The organism is Alkalimonas collagenimarina (assembly GCF_030717845.1).
Taxonomy (GTDB): domain Bacteria; phylum Pseudomonadota; class Gammaproteobacteria; order Enterobacterales; family Alteromonadaceae; genus Alkalimonas; species Alkalimonas collagenimarina.
Genome location: NZ_JAUZVZ010000005.1, coordinates 67648 through 91419, shown reverse-complemented (window position 1 = coordinate 91419; position 23772 = coordinate 67648). Strand labels below are relative to the sequence as shown.

Genomic DNA, 23772 nt, shown 5'->3' with positions numbered 1-23772 from the left:
AGCCACCTTGCTTTCAGGGTCATTCAATCTTAAAACAAATTTGCCTACGGCTTATCCAACGGCAGCCCCGCTTCACACCAGGCTTTATAACCGCCCGCTAAGCTATACACCTGCTGGTAGCCCATTTTTTGCAACGATTGCGCGGCCAATGCCGAACGAAAACCGCCTCCACAATACAGAATGATGGGTTGCTGTTTGTCTTGCACGGTGTGTTCGATATCTCGTTCAATGATCCCTTTACTAAGATGCATGGCGCTCGGTAAATGCCCGGCTTGCCACTCGTGATCTTCGCGGGTGTCCAACAACACATAGGGCGTATTCAGGTCTTTCAAACCTTGGATCTCGATCTCACGGATGTCGGCTTTCGCCGCGTTCACTAATGCTAAAAATGCGGGTGAATGCTGCATCGCTTGCTCCAAAATATTGGTAAAAAAAATGCCAGTCATGTGACTGGCATTGTGCGTTTGCTACCGGGTTAAATCAAGGGCTCAGTATTTTCGCCTTCTTTCTCCACCGGCGGTGGCATCAAGTCTTCACGACTAATACCCAGCAACAGGGATGTCGAGCTGGCGATGTACACGGATGAATAGGTCCCGATCACCACACCAAACAACAGTGCGGTAGCAAAACCATGAATTAAAGCGCCACCTTTGAAAAACAAAACCAGCAAAACCAGAATAGTGGTTAATGAGGTAATAAAGGTTCGGCTTAAGGTACCTGTCAGTGATTCATTGACCACTTCAATCGGCGAGCTTTCACGGATCCGCAAAAAGCCTTCGCGAATTCGGTCACACACCACGATGGTATCGTTGAGTGAGTAGCCGATCACCGCCAAAACCGCTGCCAGTACCGTTAAATCAAACTCCAGACCAAGCAGTGAGAATAAGCCAACCGTTAGGATCACGTCATGCGCCAAAGCGGCTACCGCGCCAAGAGCAAAACGCCACTCGAACCGAAACGCGACGTAGATCATAATACAGATCAGCGCTGCCAGGGTTGCCAGACCGCCCTGCTCTTTTAGCTCTGCCCCGACGCTTGGGCCAACAAACTCGATACGACGCATGTCCACCGTGTCAGCATCTTGCTGATCCAGCAAACTCAGAATTTGCTCCCCTAGTGTGACTTGCTCTATATCGTCCCTTGGGCCAATGCGGATCAATACTTCCTGACTGGAACCAAAGTACTGCACCACGGCATCAGGGAAGCCTTCATCAGCCAAGACACTGCGAATGGCAGATAGATCAGCATCGCGCTGATAACCCACTTCAATAACGGTACCACCGGTAAAGTCCAGTCCCCAATTCAATCCTTTGGTGGTTATTAAACCCAGTGAGGCCACAATTAGAATACTCGACAAGATCAAAGCCGGTATCTTTAGCTTCATGAAGTTGATGGTGGTTTGAAAATTAAATCCTATCATCAGGCGCTCCTTATATCGGTAGTGACTGCACGCGGCGGCCACCCCAAATCATATTGACCAGCAAGCGCGTACCGACAATGGCGGTAAACATCGAGGTGACAATACCAATCATCAAGGTCACAGCAAAACCTTTAATAGGCCCGGTTCCCACACCAAACAAAATAAGTGCGGCAATTAAGGTGGTCACATTGGCATCGGCAATGGTGGATAGTGCTTTATCATAACCATGGTGAATGGCTTGCTGCACACTTCGCCCATCCCGAAGCTCTTCACGGATCCGCTCAAAAATAAGCACGTTGGCATCGACGGCCATACCAACCGTTAATACGATACCAGCCATACCGGGTAGTGTTAGCGTTGCTCCCGGGATCATCGACATCACGCCAACAATCAACACCAGATTGACTACCAGCGCTGCATTGGCAATCAAGCCAAAACCGCGGTAATACAGCACCATGAAGATAAGAACCGCTACCAGACCATACATAATAGCCGTCTGCCCCAATTCAATGTTTTCCCGCCCCAGGCTTGGGCCTATGGTGCGTTCTTCTATAATTTGAATCGGCGCCAACAAGGCACCAGCCCGCAACTGCAGCGCTAAATTATGCGCCTCTCCCGGGTTATTAATGCCGGTAATGCGGAAACTGCGCCCCAACCGTGCCTGAATGGTAGCCACGTTGATGACTTCTTCTATTTTTTCCAGCACCGGGTTGCCATCTGGTCCAATTTCTTCGGTTGGTTTGAACTCAATAAATACCGTTGCCATGCCTCGGCCAATGGCATCACGGGTAGCTTGGGAGAACATATTACCGCCCTGCGCATCCAGCGATATATTCACCTGTGGCCGGCCATATTCATCAAAGCTGGAATTGGCGCCAGTAATGCGATCACCGGTCAACATCACCCGTCGTTGCAACACCACCGGGCGACCATCACGGTCATAATACAGTTCAGCACTTGGCGGCACGCGCCCTGCCAAAGCATCGTTTAAGTCGACATTATCATCCACCAAACGAAACTCCAGCGTCGCTGTTGCGCCAAGGATTTCTTTAGCGCGGGCCGTGTCTTGCACCCCGGGCAGTTGCACAATAATGCGCTCGCCCTGACGTTGTACAATCGGCTCCGCCACGCCAATTTCATTGACACGGTTGCGGATAATGGTGATGTTTTGCTGCAAAGCGTATTCGCGGATCTCAGCCACACGGGCTTCACTCATACCAACTTGCAAGCTGAACTCGACCGGGCCAGTGCTGATATCCATGTCACGATCTTGGCCAATCAGGCTGCGTGCGGCTGCCGTGTCTTCGCTGTTGCGAAATTGCAGCGTCACTATGCCGCGCTCTGTATCCGCATCAATACCACGAAAACGAATACGGGCTTCACGTAAATCGGCACGAAAGACTTGCGCCAGATCTTCCAGTTGCGTATCCAGAGCCGTCTGCATATCGATGGCCATTAAAAAGTGCACACCACCACGCAGGTCAAGCCCTAAGTTCATAGGGCTGGCTCCAATAGCGGCGAGCCAATCTGGCGTGGTTGCCGCCATATTTAAGGCTGTGACATAGTTGCCACCTAAAGCACGGCTGACCACTTCACGCGCACGCAATTGATCTTCGGTATTGTTAAAACGTGCCAGTAACTGGCCGTCTTGTAGCTCAATGGCTTTTAACGGAATGTTCTCGGCTTCAAAGCGTTGCTGGAGCAGCACAAGACTATCTTGCTGCACATCGCCACCCCGAGTGGCTGTGACTTGGATGGCTGGGTCTTCCGGGTATAAATTGGGCAGTGCGTAGAGGGTGCCGACTAGCAGCACCAGCACCACCACCAGATACCGCCATAGTGGGTTATGATTTAACACTCAACTGTCCTTTTGCTTAATCCGCAATACAGATTACCGTGGTTTATTACAGCGACTTTAAGGTGCCTTTTGGCAACACGGCTGAAATAGAGCCTTTTTGCACGGTCACTTCGGTCGATTCATTAATTGCCAACACCACAAAATCTTTTTCATCAGAAATTTTGGTAATACGGCCGACTAAACCACCCTGCGTTAACACTTCATCGCCTTTGCCTAAAGCACTCATTAGGTTTTTATGCTCTTTCACCCGCTTCGCCTGAGGACGGAAGATCAGGAAGTAAAAGATCAAACCAAAGGCCAGTAGCATGATGATCAAATCCCAGCCACCACCAGATTGTGAAGCACCACCAGCGGTTGCGTGTGCATTTGAAATAAATAAACTCATAAGATCCCCTTAACTATTCTTCTATTAATCGAGTGGTGGAACATCCATGCCTCGTTCAGCATAAAAGTCCGCAACAAATTGATCCAAATTACCAGCGGCAATCGCTGCACGCAATCCTTGCATTAGTTTTTGGTAAAAATGCAAATTATGGATGGTGTTTAAACGCGCACCCTGTATCTCATTACAACGATCCAGATGATGTAGATAGGCTCTGGAATAATTTTTACAAGTGTAGCAGTCACATTTTTCGTCTAAAGGTCGAATATCCGCCTTGTGTTTGGCGTTACGAATCTTCACCACGCCATCACTAACAAACAAGTGACCATTGCGTGCATTGCGGGTGGGCATGACACAATCGAACATATCGATGCCGCGCCGAACGGCCTCAACGATATCTTCTGGTTTTCCCACCCCCATTAAATAACGCGGCTTATGCTGCGGCATTTTACCGGTGGTGTGGTTAAGGATATTGATCATGTCCTCTTTCGGTTCACCCACCGATAAACCACCAATGGCGTAACCGTCAAAACCAATGGCTTCTAACGCTGTCAGCGACTGATCGCGTAATTCGGGGTACATGCCGCCCTGAATAATACCAAATAACGCCGCCGAATGGTCACCATGCGAGGTTTTACTGCGAGCCGCCCATCGCAAGGATAACTCCATCGAGGTTTTAGCTTGCTGCTCTGTCGCTGGATAGGGCGTGCACTCATCAAAAATCATCACGATGTCGGAGCCAAGAGCTTGCTGCACTTCCATTGAACGCTCTGGGGTCAGCATAATTTTTTCACCATTGAGTGGCGAGCGAAACAGCACGCCTTCTTCGGTGATTTTGCGCAACTCTCCCAGACTAAAGACCTGAAAGCCACCCGAGTCGGTCAGAATAGGTTTATGCCAATGCATAAAATCATGCAAATCGCCATGCTTTTGGATGATCTCCGTGCCCGGGCGTAACATCAAATGAAAGGTATTGCCGAGGCAAATTTGCGCTCCGGTTGCTTCCAGTTCTTCTGGTGTCATGCCTTTCACCGTGCCATAGGTGCCTACCGGCATAAACGCAGGGGTATCCACTTCCCCTCGTTCAAACACCATTTTTCCCCGACGCGCTTTGCCGTCGGTTGCTAATAATTCAAATTTCACACAGTACCTCGTATCGCCGGAGAGACAGTCCAGCCTTAATCGGTCGCTATCATACCTTGTCTGGGGTAAAAATGCGACGCAACAGACCCTACCCTGAGTGCTCTTTAGCGAATAAACATGGCATCGCCATAGGAATAAAAACGATAACCTTGCTCAACTGCAGTTTGGTAGGCGTTCATCACGTAATCGCGCTGACTGAATGCCGATACCAGCATGATCAATGTCGATTCTGGTAAGTGAAAGTTGGTGATCAACGCATCAATCAACTGGAACTGATAGCCCGGATAAATAAAAATCCGTGTATCACCTTGAAATGGCCCTAACGGCTGCTGCTGTTGCAGCGCATGTTGAGCAGTACTCTCAAGAGCCCGTACCGAGGTGGTACCTACCGCCACCACCTTATTGCCACGCGCCTTGCACGCATGAATCGCATCAATAACCGATTGCTCCACCTCGATGTATTCCGCATGCATTTGATGCGCGGTAACTTGTTCTACCCGAACTGGCTGAAAAGTACCGGCGCCGACGTGCAAGGTAACAAAAGCAAAATGCACGCCTTTATCTTGCAAGGTCTGCAACAAAGCATCATCAAAATGCAAACCTGCGGTTGGCGCAGCTACTGCACCAGGTTTTTGGTGGTACACCGTCTGGTAACGTGCCTTGTCCTGTTCGCTGTCGGGCCGGTCAATGTATGGCGGTAACGGCATATGTCCCAGCCGCTCCAGCATCATCAACACGCTTTCATCGCCTTGTAGTTCCAGCTCGAACAGTTCGCCTTGGCGGGCCAACATAATGACCTCAGCCTCTTGCTCTAAAATCAGCAAGTTTCCAGCTTTTGGTGCCTTACTGGCGCGAACATGAGCTAAAAAGCGGCGTTCATCGAGCAAACGCTCCACCAATACTTCAATTTTCCCACCGCTTGATTTCTGGCCATACAAACGGGCTGGAATGACTTTGGTGTTGTTGAATACCAGTAGATCACCAGGCTGGATAAGCTCAGCAATATCACGAAAAATACGATGTGATAATTCGCCACTCTGGCGATCCATACACAATAAACGGCTGGCAGAGCGCTCTGCCTGCGGATACCGGGCGATCAACTCATCCGGTAACTCAAAGTGAAAATCTGCAACCTGCATAACCCCTCCAACACAAGGCGGCTAGTCTAATAAGAGCGTGGCAGCAGAACAAGATATTTCCGCAGAAAGGACTGCCGCGTAGAAGATAAAAGCAGTTACTGGCATTTTTCCTGCAAAACCTGACGAATGAGATCGGCCAGTAAACGATAGCTGTGCAACTTACTGGATGTGGGCCGCCAGGCCACACCAATATCGCGACAGGCTTGGCCCGCTGCTGGCGCCTGACACACCAGTTCGGTTGCATTCAATAACCCGGAATTGATCGCCATCTGCGGTAAAAAGGTCACGCCCAACTTGCTATTAACCATTTGCGTTAAGGTGTGCAGGCTGGTGGCAAAAAACGGATTGACCTTCCGACTATCCTCAAGCTCACAAGCTTTTACCGCATGCCCGGTCAGACAATGCTCCCGCTCCAGCAAAAAAATACTTTCATCGGGCCATTTGGCCATGTCTTGCTCAAAGCCCTGATTAAACCAATCCCGGTGCAGCACCAGCTGAAATGGATCCTGTGCTAATACCTCGGTATGAAAGGTTCCGGTTTCATACGGCAGTGCCAACAACACCATATCAAGTCGCCCTTCGGCTAAGGCATGCAACGAATTATCGCTGGTATCTTCGCGCAGCAACAATTGTAATTCCGGAAACTGCTGGCGACTGGCCGCCATGATGTCACTCAGTACAAAAGGAGCAATCGTAGGAATGCAACCTAATCGAAACGGACCAGCCATCGGTCGGCCCTGATTCTGGGCAAATACGCTAAGCTCTTCGCATTGCTCAATGATGTAGCGCGCTTGGCGCACCACATCCTCGCCTAAGGGAGTAAAAATAAAGGTTTTATGATCACGCTCCAGTAACTGTGCTTGCAGAATATCTTCCATATTGGCAATAGCGGCACTCAGCGTCGACTGCCCAATATAACAAGCTTCAGCCGCCCGGCCAAAGTGCTGATGCTCATGCAAAGCCAATAAATATTGCAGTTGCTTAATGCTCGGTAATCGTTTCATAGCTGTGACCATTGCTGATTTTTAGATCCATTATGCTCTTCAGTATACCAAGGATTCCTTCCCAATCGCAGCGTTTGAACTGCAATTGCAAATTAACAATTTGCCCCATAAAAGGTACTCAAAAGATAAGCCTCACGGCTGACAAGGGTTTTGATAACGCTCTCTGTGTTATAAAAAGAAACAAAACAACACAACTGTAAATTTATATTTGAATATGAGGTTTACTTGTTATAAGTTAACTTAGCAACGAAATTGAAAGTTAATGCTCTGCATTAGTATTGCTTCCATAAACTTTTAGATATCGATTAGCTGAGGCTGTTCAGCCGTCTGTTTCATGCTAACTACTCATAATGATAATAATCACCTCGGGAGGGTGAACTCATGTCCAAACCACATTTCTCGTTGGCTATTGCAAAAAATAGTCTCATAGCCATGGCAGTTTCCGCTGCATTGGCGACTCCTGTAGTGGCACTTGCAGCCGATTCTGCTGAGCCTAGTTCCAATCGCTACATTATTCATTACAAAGCTGATCAACTCGCGCAAAGCAATGTGTCACTTCGTCCAGGTCAATCTCACGAACAAGCAGCTCTGCAACTATCCGCCAGGGCACTTGAACGGCTGGGTGCAAAAACCAAATTAATTCTTGGTCCACAACGTGCTATCGCCGCTGAATTGCCTGATGCAGTCTACAAACGACTGCAAGCAGATCCAACGATTGAGTTAATTGAGCCTGATTTAGTCCGCCGTCCTATGGCACAGCAAACGCCCTATGGCTACACCATGGTTCAGGCCGATCAAGTGTCCGATCAGTTTGCCAGTAATCAAACGGTCTGTGTCATCGACTCGGGGCTGGATTTACCTCATGAAGACTTTCTGGATGCCAACATCACTGGCACCAACGATCCTGGCACCGGCAACTGGTTTGAAGCAGGCGGCCCGCATGGTACTCATGTGGCAGGTACCATCGCCGCGTTGAATAACGATGTGGGGATTGTCGGTGTACTGCCAAATGGCGAGTTAAAGCTGCATATCGTAAAAGTATTTAATGCTGCTGGCTGGGGCTATTCATCCTCTTTGGTCAACGCCATTAATGTGTGTGCTGATAACGGTTCCACTGTGGTGAATATGAGCTTGGGCGGTGCCGGTTCCAGTGTTGCTGAAAGCAATGCGATGCAAAGCATTTACGACTCTGGCGTTTTATTGGTGGCTGCTGCCGGTAATGGTGGCAATACCTCGTTGTCGTATCCAGCATCGTATGATTCGGTTATTTCCGTAGCTGCAGTTGATGATACCAAAACTCTGGCTGGTTTTTCGCAGCGTAATGCACAGGTCGAACTAGCCGGGCCAGGGGTCGATGTCCGTTCCACCTATCCTGAAGGGACTGGCATGGAATCCATGCTGTCGGTCGATGGGGTGGTTTTTGATCCAAACCCATTAGATAACGCGGGTTCAGGCAGCATTTCTGCTGAAATAGCCAGCTGCGGTCTGGGCTTAACGACCTGTGATGATATGGTTGGCAAAGTATGCTTAATTCAGCGCGGTGAAGTAGCTTTCGCACAAAAAGTAGAATCCTGCCAGGACGGTGGTGGTTTAGCGGCCATCATCTACAACAACGAGTCAGGTAATTTTAGCGGTACTCTTGGTGACAACCCAACCACCACCATTCCAGCCGTCAGTTTATCACTAGAAGAAGGTGAGGTGCTGATGGGGCAACTGGGCGATGTAGCGGACCTGACTTCAGGAGCCAGCAACTATGGCCTGATGAGTGGTACCTCTATGGCATCCCCCCATGTTGCAGGCGTTGCAGCACTGGTCTGGAGTCACTTCCCTGATTGTAGCAACGATGAAATCCGTTCTGCTTTGGGTGCTTCAGCTGAGGACTTAGGTGCCCCGGGCCGCGATACCTCCTATGGCTGGGGTCTGGTTCAGGCAAAAGATGCGTTCGATTACTTAACCACGCATGGCTGTGAAGGCTCAGGCGACCCGGTCGACCCAGATCCAGATCCAACACCTCCGGGCACTGTCGAGCTGGAAAATGACGTTCCAGTGACCGATCTGGCTGGCGACAGCGGTGAGCAATTGTTCTTTACCCTTGACGTTCCTGCCGATTCCAGCGACTTGTCATTTGTGATGTCTGGCGGTACAGGTGATGCAGATTTGTATGTCAAGTTTGGCTCAGAGCCCAGTCTGAGTGATTGGGATTGTCGTCCTTTCAACTTTGGCAACGAAGAGAGTTGTAGCTTTGAAACACCAATGGAAGGAACTTATCATGTGATGATCAATGGCTATACCGCATTTAGTGGTGTCAGTCTCGTTGGTAGCTTCACCGCAGCTGACATCCCGGATGATCCAGATGAACCAGATGCCGGTGGTTATGTCGTGAATGATATCAGCATTGCTCGTCGTAACTGGGATTACTACAGTGTCGATGTGCCTGCAGGAGCAAGCAGCCTCGTCGTTGAAATTTCTGGTGGCCGTGGTGATGCCGATTTGCACGTGCGTCATGGTGCCGTACCTACTGCAACCCAGTATGATTGCAAACCATCCACCAATGGTAATAACGAAGTCTGCACTTTCAGCAACCCAACTGAAGGAACCTGGCATATCGGTCTGCATGCATTCCGGGCAGTCAGTAACTTAACATTGAAAGTTAGCTACGAGTAAGCATCCACTTTCTGGATCAAAAACGCCGCTGAGGAATCAGCGGCGTTTTTTTATGTCTTTCTTACGACTTTAATTGTGGCCTTTAATGCCATCAATACGCATCGCTTTTAAACGACGACCTGCTGCCGATTCATTAACATTCAACACATGGTCACCAATCCGTTCCAAGCGATTCAGTATATCAATGAAAATCACCCCGGCTCTGGTGGTGTAATCGCCATTTTCCAACCGTTGATAGTGGTTATCGCGGAACTTATCGCGTAATTTATCCACCGCATTTTCCAATGCAATAGCGTCTTTCAGTACCACTTCCGAAGGCTCTCTCGATGCATTTACTTTCATGGCATCAATGGCATAGCCCAGCGTCTGCATCATTTCAACCATTTCATGGTTGGCAACTTCAGGCCACACCGAGTCAGTTTCTTTCATCCGCTCGGTTAGCTTCGAAATCTGGTAATAAATATCCGCAATGCGTTCCATATCGTTGATCATGGTTTGCATAAAACGAATACGCTCGGTCATCCAGTGCTCGAGGTTAGTATTTTCACTAATCCGTACCAGGTAGTCGGAAATCTCCACTTCAAGTTGATCAGTAGCTTCTTCGTATTTATGGATTTTATCCAGCAGCTTTTCCCGGTTCACTGTCGGGTCAAACAACAGCTCATGCACAGAACCATGCATTTTTTCGACAATACTGGCAAACTGCTGGATCTCTTTTTGTGCCTGTGCCACGGATAAACCCGGTGACGTCATCACCCCGGCACTGATGTACTGCAGGTGAAACTCGTCGTCATCACCGCCGCGATCCGGTTGAATGTATTCAACGAAACGAATCAGGTACGGTACAAAGGCAAACATAATCATCACATTCAATACATTAAAGCCCGTATGGAATAAGGACAAACCAAGAGTCGCATTCGCCCGTGATTCAGGATCGCCACTCATGATCGAGATCGGATTCTGGGTAAAATACTGCACCGCGAAATCGACCAATGCCAGCATCGGGAAAATAAGGATCAGCATCCAGATCACACCGAATATATTAAAGAAGAAGTGAAAGCGTGCGGCTCGCTTCGCATGCACGTTACCCACCAATGCTGCAATATTCGCCGTGACTGTAGTACCAATATTTTCACCCAGGATCATAGCTGCGGCAATCGGGAAAGACACCCAGCCCTGGAACAACATCACCAGGGTAATCGCCGTGGCAGCAGATGATGACTGGGTCAATAATGTTAGTAATGTCCCTACCCCAACAAACAGAATCATCGACCAAAACCCAAAGTCGGTAAAGCCGTCTAAAAAGGCAAAGATTTCCGGGTTGGTGTTGATATCAGGCACAGCGTCTTTAATAAAATTCAGGCCAATAAACAAAATACCAAAGCCAACCATGGCTTCAGCAATATTACGTAGCCGGCTATTCTTGGAAAACAAAAAAGCAAAAAAGATACCAATAAGGGCTAACGCGATAGGGGTAATTTGAAACTTAAAGCCAAACAGAGCAACCATCCAGGCCGTAATGGTAGTACCAATATTGGCTCCCATGATCACCCCGGTTGACTGTACAAAGGTCAGTAAGCCAGCATTAACAAAACTAACCGCCATCACCGTGGTGGTGGTTGATGATTGGGTAATCGCTGTAGTGGCAAAGCCAGTGACAACTCCGGTCACCCGGTTGCGGGTCATACCACTTAAAATGCCCTTTAAGCGGTGACCCGCTACTTTTTGCAAGCCTTCACTGAATATTTTCATGCCGAAGATAAAAATACCCAGCGAGCCGACCAGCTGAAGAAAGTCAAAGAATGTATATGTCATGCGTTTTGCCCTGAACCTTGTGGCCGCAGGTGAGCCGTACAAACCAGTCGATAGATCATCAACCAGTGCATTGACTTCCCTTTATAGCGGTCATGCTGTATGCACTTTTGCAATGAAGCCGGCATTATAACCGCGATGCCGCTGTAATAAAAATGAAATAGTAGCAGGCTTACCGCAAAAAGCCCGCCGCTAACAACGCCGGGCTCTGAAATGACTATAAGCAATGCTGGGTTTAACTAATCGTCCACAGTGTATTGTTGTTCCATGTCACTGCTGTCACGGACAATTTTTCCTTTGACGAAAAATACGATGTACTCAGCTACATTTTTACAACGATCGCCGATGCGCTCTAATGAACGGACCGACCACATCACATTCATCACTTTTGGAATAGAACTTGGATCTTCCATCATGTAGGTCATTAATTGACGAGTGATGGCTTCGTACTCGCGATCAACGTTTTTATCTTCTCTATAGACTGAATAAGCTGATTGCAAATCCATGCGGGCAAAAGCGTCCAGTACATCATGCAGCATAATGCCAACGTGGCGCCCCATACTTTCCAGGTTCACCAGTAAATCTTGTTGTTCAGTATTAAATGACTCTAAAGCCACTTTGGCAATTCGGCGTGTTTCATCACCTATCCTTTCCAAGTCAGCAATGGTCTTTAAAATGGTCATCACCAGCCGTAAATCGCTGGCTGCTGGCTGCCTTTTGGCAATAATTCGTGTGCATTCATGATCAATTCTGGTCTCCCATTCGTTGACCTGAATATCATTGTCGATCACTTGCTGCGCTTTGTCCGCATCACAACTGGCAATGGCGACCAGCGCATTATTCAATTGCTGTTCAATCAAGCCGCCCATAGCCATGACATGATTTCGTACTTGCTCAATTTCTTCATTGAACTGGCTGGAAATGTGTCTGGATAAATGTAGTGGATCCATGCTGAGTCCTTCAGTATTGATGATCGAAAGCCAAAATCACTTAACCAAACCGGCCGGTTATATAGTCTTCTGTTTGTTGGTGCAGTGGCTGAGTAAAAATGGTGTGTGTTTCGCCCCACTCGATCAGCTCACCGGCATTCATAAATGCAGTATAGTCTGAAACACGAGCAGCTTGTTGCATATTGTGTGTCACAATGACAATGGTATAGTTGCTTTTCAACTCATAGATTAGCTCTTCAATTTTCAAGGTCGAAATCGGGTCTAATGCAGATGCTGGCTCGTCCAGCAGCAGTACTTCAGGCTGCAGGGCAATCGCCCGGGCAATCACCAAACGCTGCTGCTGCCCACTGGAAAGATTTAAAGCGCTGTCATGCAACCGATGTTTCACTTCCCCCCATAAGGCAGCCTGTTTTAGTGATGTTTCCACCCTGTCATCAAGGACCCGTCGGTTCTTCTCACCCTGTAACCGCAAGCCAAATGCAACATTCTCATAAATGGACTTAGGAAAAGGGTTCGGCTTTTGAAACACCATCCCCACCCGGCACCTCAACCGTGATACATCTATTTTTTTGCCATAAACCGTTTTATCATCAAGTAAAATGTCCCCTTCAATACGACTATCAGTGAGCAACTCATTCATTCTGTTCATACAGCGCAATAAACTAGATTTGCCGCAGCCTGAGGGGCCAATCAGAGCAGTTACTTGCTGAGTCGGAATGGCCATCGTCACCGCTTTAATAATGGCTTGGTTTTGTAACCATAACGACAGATTATTGATTTTTATTTTTGTTCCTGACGTCGTCATACGCCCTCCATGCTTGTCTGAACCAGCTTGTACTTCCGTCGTAAATGCTGGCGCAACATAAAAGCGCTCAGGTTTAATAAAACAATCAGCATTAACAACACCAAAGCCACCGCAAAAGATAACGACATGGCATGTTCAGTGTTCGCACTTTGAAAACCTACATCATAGAGATGATAACCAAGATGCATAAACTGCCTTTCCAGATGAACGTATGGAAACTCGCCATCAATCGGAAGTTGTGGTGCTGATTTTACCACGCCAACCAGCATTAACGGAGCGACCTCACCTGCAGCACGAGCCACAGCCAGTATTAAACCGGTCATCATCGCTGGCGCAGCTTGAGGAGCCACGATTCGCCAAATCGTTTCAGTCTGAGTCGCTCCAAGGGCATAACTACCTAGCCGCTGTGACATGGGCAATTGAGCCAGTCCTTCTTCCGTCGCCACGATGACAACCGGCAAAGTGAGTAAAGCCAGGGTTAACGATGCCCAAAACAAGCCCGGGGTCCCATAGGTTGGAGCCGGCAGTTGATCAGCATAAAATAATTGATCAAGTTGCCCCCCCAGTACATACACAAAAAAAGCCAGACCAAACAGCCCCATGACGACTGAAGGAATGCCTGCCAGATTATAAACGGATACCCGGACAACCTGGGTGAGCCAACTTTTCCCTGCATACTCATGCAAATAGATGGCAGCTAACACCCCAAAAGGAGTAACAATCACTGACATCAGCAAGACCATCACCATGGTGCCAAAAATAGCCGGAAACACACCACCAGCTGTACTTTGATGATGAGGATCTTCGGTTAAAAACCACCACCACTGCTTGAGAAAAAGTAGTGACTTTTGCAGTCCATTCAAGCTATTCGGGAAATGATATCGCTTAACATCACCCGTATCTACCTGGATTTCCTGTCCATTGGCGTGGAGCAGAAGCCATGGCTCCCCCGGTAAATCTATTGCTGTTTGCTGTGTATCGACTATCGCAGGCTCTGCATCACTGGATTGCAGCACGCCGAACAAAACACGGCCATCGTGCATATCCAGACGGATAGCATCTGCAGGTTTGCTCCGCTGCAATACATTGCCATCATCCAGCCAGATATATCGGGCAGTTGCCCCTTGTGAGGGCATGAACCAGGTATCACCTTGATCAATCAATAGCTGTTGCGCCGTGTTCAAACTTGGGTCAATTTCACTTTGGTTGTCTGTGGTATAGTGGTTACCCGGCTCCTGTTTAATGAGCTGCCCCATGACTGTAGCCCGGCCTCCCTCTGCCGTCTGAACTTGAAAGGTGATCAAATCAGCGGGCCAGTGATGTTGCAGGCCTTTTCCCACGATCAGGCTAATCAGGGCTATAAATAACAATAAGGTACACAACAGTGCAGATGCACTAAACCAAACCCAAAGACTACCATGCTGCCACCATTGCTTCATGAATCCATTCCTCAGAGTTGCAGGTAGCGATGACGCAAGCGTTGTCGTAGTAACGTCACTAGCGTATTGACCACAAATGTCAGTATCATTAACAGCAATGCAGCCAACACCAATACTCTGAAGTGGGCTGACTCCAGCGAGGCTTCAGGTGCTTCAATCGCCAATGTCGCAGTTAACGTACGCATCCCCTGAAAAGGGTCGAAGCCAAGCAATGGTGTATTACCCGTCGCCATTAATAAAATCATGGTTTCCCCCAGTGCCCGCCCAAGCCCTAATAAACAGGCCGCCAGAATTCCCGGAGCAGCTACCGGTAAAATTAAAGTCGATAGCGCTTGCCAACGGCTGGCCCCTAATGCAATCACGCCCTGGGTTAACGAGGTAGGCACATGATAAATCGCTTCATCCGTTAAACTGAAAATAGTCGGGATCACAGCTATCCCCATAGCAATTCCAATAATAAGTGAATTCCGCTGTTGGTAATCGATTCCCCTGTTCGCCAGCCAACTCAGGAAATCACCATGAAACAAATAGGTTTCAGCATTGGATACCAGCATGGTTGTCAGCACAACTCCTGTCAGTAAACTCAGCAGAACCAGCCACCAACTGGGTTGATCTGTGCCGTACTGCTGCTTTTTACGCCAGTAAAACCAGCCACAACTTCCAAGCATAATGGTGACAGGCACAATGATCAGGGATCCTAAAAACAATAACAGGTGTAACTCCAGCCAGGGGGCAAGTAAGAACGCAGCTAAAAAGCCCAAAATGACAGTTGGCAAGGATTCAAGGACTTCCATTACAGCTTTGATGCGATAACGCCAGCTTACTGGTGCAAAAAAAGCAGTATAAGCAGCAGCAAAAATGGCCAGTGGTGTCGCAAATAACATGGCATACCAGGCCGCTTTAAGCGTACCTATGGTCAGAGGTACCAGCGACAACTTAGCCTCCGTATTATCAGATACAGTTGAGCTCTGCCAGACGTAATCAGCCGAACGCCGCCCTTCATAGTGCACAGGCCGAACCAGCTGACGCCATGAGGCTTCTGGGTGCGGGTTATGCAGCTTAACCACTTGCCGCATCGTGCCTGCCGTTAGTTGCAGATACTGTTCATCCTCACTGAGCTGCATCAGACTATTAGGGTGCTTATCCCAGTGGTAATGGGCTAACTCCCGGCCGGAAGCAATATGAAACAACCGGATAGTGTCACTGTCGTCAAGGCTGACCACACTGCGCGTACTTGCCTGCACCAACAGCTGCTGTATCTGAGTTCCAGAAGTTGCAATGGGTTGCATCGCAATCAACTCTTGATGCAGTAACGTATAGGGATGGATTCTGCCGTCAACACTTGCTACCAATAAAGTCTGGCCTGTTGGGGACATTGTTGCAGCCGTTATTTCCGCTATGTCCAGCTGACCTGACGACAACAATCGCCTGCTGTCAGTACCTTGGTGGCTAAGCCACCGATAGCGTCCATCCCGCTCTAGTAAAAACAGCGTATCTGCTGTACTGAGAACAAAATCAACCGGCCGATGAAGTTTCAGCGCATGTTGAGCTTGCCGGGTTGAATTCTCAGCATCATCAACAACAGAGCCCAGTAGCCTGAAACTTGATGCGACGGTGTCTTCCTTAGCTAACGGGGTAATGGAGGCTTTGGAAAAAAGAGGCGCGACTTGCAATAGCAAAAAAATAAAAATCATCGCTAAAGCCAGCATGACGCTGTAACCCACCGCGCTGACGCACCAGCGGGCAATGCGATCTATCCATTGGCGACCAGTAAAACTAGACAACATCATGGTCCATCCAAAGCTCCAAGTGCCAACTTCCGCTGTTCCGCAGGCAAGGGGACATAACCATATTGTGCCACCAGCTGCTGACCAGGCTCAGATAGAATCATTCGCAGAAATGCCTGTTCTTTTGCTGCTATGCCATGCTCTGGATGGGAGTTCACATAAACATACAACATGCGTTGCAGCCCTGATTCAGCGGCTGTCTGCTCACCGTTAAAAGGCAGCTCCTTTACGCTGGCCGTGGCGTGTTGTTTACCTGCAATACCAATACCTGATGGTGATAAAGCAACGGCCTGAATCACCGCAGCAGCGCCTGGTAGTTCGTGTAGATCCGCTCTGAAATCAGCACCACATAAAAGGTGGCTCTTTAAAAAACCATAGGTACCTGAAGCAGTATTTCGGCCATAAGAAGTAATCAGTCGTGCACCTAGATCCCCTCTGACACCCAACTGATGCCAGTAACGGATTTTTTCTTGCTCGCTGCATAATGGTTCAGCGGAAAACAGTGGTTCCAGTTGTTGCCAGGCTATTGTATTTAGCGGGTTGTGACGATGGACAAAAACCGCCAGGGCTTCAATAGCAACGGGAATGGCTGTTGGTGTATAGCCATGCAATTGTTCAAAACGTCGCCGTTCCGCCGGATTCATTGTCCGGCTCATTGGGCCAAGATGTGCCGTCGATTGAGCCAGTGCTACCGCTGCGGTAGATGAGCCTCCGGCATGGATCTGAATATTGATTTCCGGGTTGTCTTGCTTAAATAACACAGCCCAGGCTCGCATTAAGGTATTCAGGCTGTCCGACCCACTTGAAATAAGATTGCCAGTCAGGTCCCGGTTTTCAGCCCAAAGTGGCTGAGCCATGACCAGCAGCAGGACGAAAAAAATGCCAGAAAATCTGGACAAACATGAAGAACTCACCCGAAATGACTCCTGCATTGTCTACTCGCCTCATCGTGCGATCGTAGCTACTTAGCCATAGTACCACCCTATCGCGACAGAGCCAACGCACAGTAAAAACAAGCAAACACTTCCTGCATAGTAACCTGGTAGCGACCTCCGGGGTTATACCAGATATATTCCTTTCTTATCAGCTTTTTATAAAAAAATTATTACGCTGATCTTTATTCTTGGCTGTATGTGGCTACACTTAGTGACAACGGATATCCATCCGATACATAAAATACACTGACCCCATCAACCAGTCTTACAACAAAAGGAATCGCTATGAAGCAGTTGGTCCTGACCGTCATAGGACGTGATAAAGCAGGCTTGGTAGAAAAGCTTGCTACCGTGGTAAACGAACACAAAGGCAACTGGATGGCTAGTAACCTCAGCCACTTGGCAGGTTATTTCGCCGGAATTTTACAATTAGAAGTTGCCGATGCGGATCTGAACGAACTGAGTGATGCCTTGCTGGCGATTGAAGAACTTGATATCAAAATCCATCATGGTATTGACAGCGCAGGACAAGAGCAACATCAACTGAAATTTGTCATTACCGGCAATGATCGCCCTGGTATTGTGCGCGAGCTCTCTTCGGTCATTAAACACAAAGGCACTAATATCATTCACTTTGAAAGCTCAAAGCAAAGTGCGCCTAACTGGGGTGTCCCACTATTTAATGCGATTGCTACCGTGGAGCTTGCTCAGGGCTTAAGCCGCGATGAAGTGATTGCCGCGTTGGAGGCCATTGCCTCTGATGTGGTGGTCGATGTCGAAACGGTTGATTAATTTTCACTCCAGATGAAGCGGCATGGTGCCGCTTCATCGTTTTGTCACAAAACTGCCATAGAGTTACGCCATAGCTGTTATAGGAGCGGTAGTTATGGAGCAAAACAATCATTATATCCCCATCGAATCTGTGCCCATGATCCCAAGAGAGCTCAGTTGGCTGTCATTTAATGGCCGCGTACTGCAAGAGGCGGCGGATAAGCGCAACCCAGCCATCGAGCGTCTGCGATTCCTTGGAATCTACTCCAACAACATGGATGAGTTTTTTCGGGTTCGGGTTGCGGATGTCAAGCGCCGTATTTTATTAAAAAAGTACCAAGCGGATAGCGACGAAGATGCTGAGCAATTACTGCAGGATATTCAGCAGAAAGTAATTGAACAAGGTGAGCAATTCACCCAGATCTATAAAGACATCCAGTTGGAAATGCGTAAGCACAATATAGAGCTGATCGATCATACCCGTATGAGTGAGCCCCAAATAGAGTGGGTACGCAACTTTTTTCGTAACGAAGTCAAACGGCATATCTCGCCCATCATTCTGAGCAATGAAGAAACCCGGCTGGCGCGTTCGCTGGAAGACAATACCACCTACCTGATGGTAGAAATGCTTGGCCAAAGCAAGCCTGAATATGCCATCGTCGAAGTACCGACACAGGAGTTATCCCGCTTTGTCGAGCTTCCCCTGAATTTGAATACGCGAAAGAAAAACGGCCATTACCGCCGTCAGGTCATGCTACTGGATGATATTTTATTGCTCTGCCTGGCTGATTTATTCAGTGGTTTTTTTGAGTTTGAGCACATTCAGGGATTCTCACTAAAAATGACGCGCGATGCTGAGTACAATATCAGCGATACGTTGGATCAAAGTCTGCTGGACAAAATGTCGAAAGGGATCCGGCAACGCTTGAAGTCAGAGCCGGTTCGGCTGGTGTACGACAAAGATATGCCGGAAGCTATGCTCAAAGTATTGGGCAAACAGCTGGGCACCAGCTCGATGGATTCATTAATTCCTGGCGGTCGGTACCGAAACTTTAAAGATTTTATTAGCTTCCCAAATATGGGGCACCACAGCATGGAGTTTGCCCCGTTGCCGCCGCTACCCAGCCCGGAATTTGAACAGCATACCACCGCCTTTGATGCCATTCGTAGCAGCGATATTATGCTGCATTATCCCTACCATGATTTTGGCTACTTTACCGAGTTTATTCGACAGGCTTCGTTCGATCCTAAAGTCAGTACCATCAAACTGACCATGTACCGGGTCGCGAAGCACTCCAGAGTGATCAGCTCACTGGTAGATGCGGTTCGTAATGGTAAAAAAGTCATCGTGGTTGTGGAGCTAAAAGCCCGCTTTGATGAAGAAAACAATATCAACTGGTCACGCAAAATGACCGAAGCCGGTATTCATGTAGTCTTTGGCCTGACCACACTGAAGATCCATTCTAAACTATGTTTAATCAATCGTACCGAGCGTGGCAAAATGGTGCGTTATGCTCATATTGGTACCGGTAACTTCAATGAAAAAACAGCTCGGATCTACACCGATATGAGCTTATTTACCTGCCACCCGGCTCTGACGACCGAAGTGGAGCAGGTCTTTGAGTTTATTGAATACAGTTACCGAGCCTATCAATTTCAGCACCTGATTGTTTCACCGACCTGGAGCCGCCCCCGCTTGATCCAGCTGATCCAACGCGAGATTAGCTTTGTCACCACAGGACGCAAAGCAGAAATTATTCTGAAAGTGAACAATCTGGTTGATAAAGAAATCATCGCCCTGTTGTACCAGGCCAGTCAGGCTGGCGTAAAAATCCGCATGATCATTCGAGGCATGTGTTCTTTGGTCCCCGGCATTCCAGGCCTTAGTCATAACATCAAAGTGATCAGCGTATTGGACCGATTTTTAGAACATAGCCGTGTCTATGTGTTTCATAATGGTGGCGATACCGATGTCTATATTTCGTCGGCAGACTGGATGACACGCAACATCGACCATCGGGTTGAAGTGGGTGTGCCTATTTATGATTTGAGAATAAAACAGCAAATCCTTGACATCATACAGATCCAATTGAAAGATAACGTCAAAGGGCGCCATTTAGATGCTAACCAAAGCAATGCCTATGTCAAACGAGGCAATCGGCGTAATATTCGTTCACAGCAACAAACATATGAGTATCTGGCTAAACTGCAGCCAGATATCGTAAAGGACACCTGATTGTTAAATACAACAACAGCACAAGCTGACTCGAACCATCAGCTGCGCATGGCAGCGGTTGATCTTGGCTCTAATAGCTTTCACTTAGTGATCGCCCGTGACATCGATGGTGATTTGCAATTATTGCACAGGGAAAAGCAACGTGTGCAATTGGCTGAAGGCCTGAATGACGAACTGATCCTAAGCGAAGAGGCAATGGAGCGTGGTCTGAGTGTTTTAAAGCAGTTTGCCGACACGCTGATGGACATTCCTGCTGACTCGGTGCGTATTATTGCCACCTATACCCTTCGTCGAGCGAAAAATACCGCTACCTTTTTGCGACGTGCCAGAGACATATTGCCTTTTCCTATCGAAGTCATCTCGGGCCAGGAAGAAGCCCGCTACATTTATCAGGGGGTGGCACATTTTGAGCATTTTGATGGCCAACGTCTGGTGATGGATATTGGCGGGGGGAGCACCGAATTCGCGTTGGGCAATGAGGTTGGGCCATTGCAACTCAGTAGTCGCAATATGGGGTGTGTCAGTTATGCTGGCAAGTTTTTCCGTTCGGGAAAAATCAGCCAACGTCGCTTTCAGCAGGCTATTATTCAGGCCGAGCAAGAACTGGAATCCATCGCTGGAAACTTTAAACGCATGGGTTGGCAACAGGCGGTCGGTACCTCCGGCTCGGTTAAGATCATCCGCGATCTCCTGCTGCTACAATCCCCTGAGCAACCAGCGATTACCTTAGCTGCTTTGTATCAATTGCAGCAACGACTGGTTTCTATAGGCCATACCGATCAGCTGGATTGGCCTGGCCTGACTGACGACCGGCGGCAGTTGCTCTGCCCAGCCGTAGCCATCCTCATCGCAGCTTTTCAAATGCTGGATATTGATAGCATGCATTACGTCGATGCGGCGCTGCGGGAAGGCGTGCTAAACGAAATGTTTCAGCGGCTGCATGATCAGGATATTCGTCAGCTCACCATGCAAAGCTTGCAAAAGCGCTACCAAATCGATGATGACCACTGTCGCCGGGTGCAAAACACCATACAGAGTATTTTTGAGCAAGTGAAAGACCAGTGGCAATTGGATACAGACGATGGCCGAATACTTAACTGGGCCAGTCAGGTGTTTGAAATTGGCCTGCACATCAACTCGTCTGGCATTCAAAAGCATTCGGCTTATATCCTGCAGCATGCCAACCTGCCTGGTTTTAATCAGGAACAACAGCTTTTGCTCGCAGCCATGGTGCGCTTTCACCGACGTAAACTAAAACTGGATGAGTTGCCCAGATTCTATCTCTATCCTCAACACAAAGTGGTGCCTTTGTTGGTTATCTTACGCTTAGCTGTGTTGCTGAACCAAAAACGGCGTGATCATTGGCTACCGAAGTTGAAAGTGAAAGCATCACCCCAGCAATTGCAACTGAAGCTGCCTGACGACTGGCTGGAGAAACACCCGGTGCTGATGGCCGATTTGCGGCATGAGCAACGCTTGCTGGCGAAAGTGAACTTCGAACTCAGCTGCCCACAGCTCGCTCAGGAGGAGACGGATGTCTGAACAAACCCGCTGCCTCTGGCTGGATACTACGAAAGCCGATTATGTCACTTATCACGATGAGGAATGGGGTGTCCCGCTGTTCGATGATCACAAACTGTTCGAGTTCCTGACATTGGAAGCGGCACAAGCAGGGCTTAGTTGGTATACGGTGCTGAAGAAGCGAACACATTATCGTCAGGTATTCGCCCAGTTTGATGCGGAACAGGTCGCACGTTTTGATCAAGCGACCATTGAACGGCTGCTGCAAGACTCTGGCATCATCCGCAATCGGTTAAAAGTCGAAGCGGCCGTGAACAATGCCCGGCGTTTTCTTGAAGTGCAGCAACAATTCGGCAGCTTTGCAGCCTACCAGTGGCGCTTTGTCGATGGTCGGCCCATCGTCAATACCATTCGTGGACCACACGATTATCAGGCCACCAGTCCACAGTCGGATGCCATGAGTAAAGACCTGAAACAACGCGGTTTTAAGTTTATTGGCTCTACCATCATCTATGCTCATATGCAGGCATGTGGCATGGTGAATGACCATGCCATCGATTGCTTTCGCCGCGAGCAAATTATTGCGTCTTATGCCTCACTTAATCTTGGCTAGTAACCGGCTCGGCTGCAAGGCTGAATGAAAAACTACTCCCTGCACCGGGTTCGCTAAAAATCAGTAACCGGCTATTGTGCCGTGACAACACATGTTTCACGATAGCTAAACCAAGTCCACTGCCGCCCGTGGCACGGCTACGCGCCTGATCGACCCGGTAGAAACGCTCGGTCAAACGCTTCACATGCTTAGGTGCTATACCCTCGCCATTATCGTTCACTGAAAACACAGCTTTATGATGTTGCCGCTGCCAGCTCACTTTAATCTCGCCACCCGGTGGTGTGTATTTAATCGCATTGGTGATCAGGTTTGAGAAAGCACTGCGAAGTTCGTCTTCACTGCCTTTGACCACCAGTTGCTCATCAATAATAAATTCAATGGTATGACCTTTATCACGATTCAGCGATTGCGCTTCTTGTTGCAGATACTGCAGTAAACCAGGCACATTCACAGTACGGTCATGCTGCACAGGCCCGGATGCTTCTATCCTGGACAGTGCCAGGAGTTGCTGCACCAAGGCTTGCATCCGCAGTGTCTGATCTAACATCACAGGATGGATCTTCTGCCACATGGCCTCATCAGGTAACTGACCAGGCTCCAGCATTTCCAGATACCCCTGCACGACGGTTAGAGGCGTTCTCAGCTCATGCGAAACATTAGCAACGAAGTCTTTACGGATTTGCTCAAGTTGCTTTAACTGGGTGATATCGCGCACAATCAACAGGTACTGACTTTCCCCATAGGGAACGAAGCGAAACTCCAGCACTAACTCCTCCAGATGATGAGCAGTTAGTACCAGTGCCTCTTTAAAATCCTGATTGTTCAAATATTTTTGAAAAGCAGGATGGCGTACCAGGTTGTCGATGCGTTGCCCTTCGTCCTGCGGCCAGCGTAAGCCAATCAATAACTGTGCTAACTTATTGCACCAGACAATAGACCATTCATCGCTCAACACCACAATGGCTTCAGGCAAAGCTTCGGCACCATCACGAAAGCGCCTGATCCTGTCTTGCAATTCTTTTTGTTTGCGTCTGGACTTGCGTTGCTGGTAGTAAACTCCATCAAAAATCTGCTGCCAACTCCACCAGCCATTCGGAGGCGTGAGCTTTCTGTCACGCCATAACCAACGATCCATCATAAACAGATGCTTGTAGTGCCATAAAAGCAAGACAGACGCAGCCAGCAACATGGCTTCCGTTGCATGGTTCCAGATACTGCCAATAAGTGCTGCGGCAGAGAATAAGCAAACGATCCTGAATAGGATCGCTCGTTTGGACAATAATAGGCGCATTG

Annotated in this window: 19 protein-coding genes; 5 read left to right on the top strand and 14 right to left on the bottom strand. The window is 48.5% G+C overall.

Features of this window, described 5'->3' with window-relative positions:
* Positions 1 to 44: 44 nt before the first annotated feature.
* From Q3O60_RS04600 to Q3O60_RS04570, 7 genes are all read right to left on the bottom strand, one after another.
* Entirely contained in the window at positions 45 to 446 is a 402-nt protein-coding gene (locus Q3O60_RS04600; protein ID WP_305892737.1) for a rhodanese-like domain-containing protein, read from the bottom strand.
* Between the two features lie 29 nt (positions 447 to 475).
* A complete protein-coding gene (gene secF / locus Q3O60_RS04595) occupies positions 476 to 1420 on the bottom strand; it encodes a protein translocase subunit SecF (protein WP_305892736.1) in 945 nt (314 codons plus the stop codon).
* A gap of 10 nt (positions 1421 to 1430) precedes the next feature.
* The gene (gene secD, locus Q3O60_RS04590; RefSeq protein ID WP_305892735.1) at positions 1431 to 3278 is read right to left on the bottom strand and encodes a protein translocase subunit SecD; all 1848 of its coding nucleotides are present in this window, start codon (positions 3276 to 3278) and stop codon (positions 1431 to 1433) included.
* Between the two features lie 46 nt (positions 3279 to 3324).
* Positions 3325 to 3663: a preprotein translocase subunit YajC gene (gene yajC, locus Q3O60_RS04585; protein WP_305892734.1), complete on the bottom strand. Its 339-nt coding sequence runs from the start codon at positions 3661 to 3663 to the stop codon at positions 3325 to 3327.
* Between the two features lie 24 nt (positions 3664 to 3687).
* Positions 3688 to 4803 (bottom strand): tRNA guanosine(34) transglycosylase Tgt, encoded by a 1116-nt coding sequence (tgt, locus tag Q3O60_RS04580; RefSeq protein WP_305892733.1) that lies wholly within the window; start codon positions 4801 to 4803, stop codon positions 3688 to 3690.
* Between the two features lie 104 nt (positions 4804 to 4907).
* Positions 4908 to 5942, bottom strand: coding sequence for a tRNA preQ1(34) S-adenosylmethionine ribosyltransferase-isomerase QueA (gene queA, locus Q3O60_RS04575; protein WP_305892732.1), 1035 nt, complete (start codon positions 5940 to 5942; stop codon positions 4908 to 4910).
* 95 nt (positions 5943 to 6037) lie between these two features.
* A complete protein-coding gene (locus Q3O60_RS04570; protein ID WP_305892731.1) occupies positions 6038 to 6946 on the bottom strand; it encodes a hydrogen peroxide-inducible genes activator in 909 nt (302 codons plus the stop codon).
* A 381-nt stretch (positions 6947 to 7327) separates the two neighbouring features.
* Between Q3O60_RS04570 and Q3O60_RS04565 the strand changes: the two genes are divergently transcribed.
* Entirely contained in the window at positions 7328 to 9610 is a 2283-nt protein-coding gene (locus Q3O60_RS04565) for a S8 family serine peptidase (protein ID WP_305892730.1), read from the top strand.
* A gap of 69 nt (positions 9611 to 9679) precedes the next feature.
* Here Q3O60_RS04565 and Q3O60_RS04560 read toward each other — a convergent pair whose 3' ends face one another.
* The 6 genes from Q3O60_RS04560 to Q3O60_RS04535 all read right to left on the bottom strand — a co-directional run bounded on the left by Q3O60_RS04560 (position 9680) and on the right by Q3O60_RS04535 (position 17260).
* Positions 9680 to 11425 carry a Na/Pi cotransporter family protein gene (locus Q3O60_RS04560; RefSeq protein WP_305892729.1) on the bottom strand — a complete coding sequence of 582 codons (1746 nt, stop codon included), beginning with the start codon at positions 11423 to 11425 and terminating at the stop codon, positions 9680 to 9682.
* A gap of 236 nt (positions 11426 to 11661) precedes the next feature.
* Entirely contained in the window at positions 11662 to 12372 is a 711-nt protein-coding gene (phoU, locus tag Q3O60_RS04555; protein ID WP_305892728.1) for a phosphate signaling complex protein PhoU, read from the bottom strand.
* Between the two features lie 40 nt (positions 12373 to 12412).
* Positions 12413 to 13177 (bottom strand): phosphate ABC transporter ATP-binding protein PstB, encoded by a 765-nt coding sequence (gene pstB / locus Q3O60_RS04550; protein ID WP_305892727.1) that lies wholly within the window; start codon positions 13175 to 13177, stop codon positions 12413 to 12415.
* The gene (gene pstA, locus Q3O60_RS04545; protein WP_305892726.1) at positions 13174 to 14616 is read right to left on the bottom strand and encodes a phosphate ABC transporter permease PstA; all 1443 of its coding nucleotides are present in this window, start codon (positions 14614 to 14616) and stop codon (positions 13174 to 13176) included. The genes pstB and pstA overlap by 4 nt, the downstream gene beginning before the upstream one ends.
* An 11-nt stretch (positions 14617 to 14627) precedes the next feature.
* On the bottom strand, positions 14628 to 16406 hold the full coding sequence (locus tag Q3O60_RS04540) for an ABC transporter permease subunit (RefSeq protein WP_305892725.1): 1779 nt from the start codon (positions 16404 to 16406) through the stop codon (positions 14628 to 14630).
* Positions 16403 to 17260 (bottom strand): PstS family phosphate ABC transporter substrate-binding protein, encoded by an 858-nt coding sequence (locus tag Q3O60_RS04535; RefSeq protein WP_305892724.1) that lies wholly within the window; start codon positions 17258 to 17260, stop codon positions 16403 to 16405. The genes Q3O60_RS04540 and Q3O60_RS04535 overlap by 4 nt, the downstream gene beginning before the upstream one ends.
* 363 nt (positions 17261 to 17623) lie before the next feature.
* Between Q3O60_RS04535 and Q3O60_RS04530 the strand changes: the two genes are divergently transcribed.
* The 4 genes from Q3O60_RS04530 to Q3O60_RS04515 all read left to right on the top strand — a co-directional run bounded on the left by Q3O60_RS04530 (position 17624) and on the right by Q3O60_RS04515 (position 22479).
* Entirely contained in the window at positions 17624 to 18130 is a 507-nt protein-coding gene (locus Q3O60_RS04530) for a glycine cleavage system transcriptional repressor (RefSeq protein WP_305892723.1), read from the top strand.
* Positions 18131 to 18224: 94 nt separating this feature from the next.
* Positions 18225 to 20345 (top strand): polyphosphate kinase 1, encoded by a 2121-nt coding sequence (gene ppk1, locus Q3O60_RS04525; protein ID WP_305892722.1) that lies wholly within the window; start codon positions 18225 to 18227, stop codon positions 20343 to 20345.
* Entirely contained in the window at positions 20346 to 21887 is a 1542-nt protein-coding gene (locus Q3O60_RS04520) for a Ppx/GppA phosphatase family protein (RefSeq protein WP_369812630.1), read from the top strand. It abuts the gene before it with no gap.
* Entirely contained in the window at positions 21880 to 22479 is a 600-nt protein-coding gene (locus tag Q3O60_RS04515; RefSeq protein ID WP_305892721.1) for a DNA-3-methyladenine glycosylase I, read from the top strand. Before Q3O60_RS04520 ends, Q3O60_RS04515 begins: the two co-directional genes overlap by 8 nt.
* Here the strand turns inward: Q3O60_RS04515 and phoR are convergent.
* Entirely contained in the window at positions 22466 to 23770 is a 1305-nt protein-coding gene (gene phoR, locus Q3O60_RS04510) for a phosphate regulon sensor histidine kinase PhoR (protein WP_305892720.1), read from the bottom strand. The genes Q3O60_RS04515 and phoR overlap by 14 nt on opposite strands.
* Between the last annotated feature and the right edge of the window lie 2 nt (positions 23771 to 23772).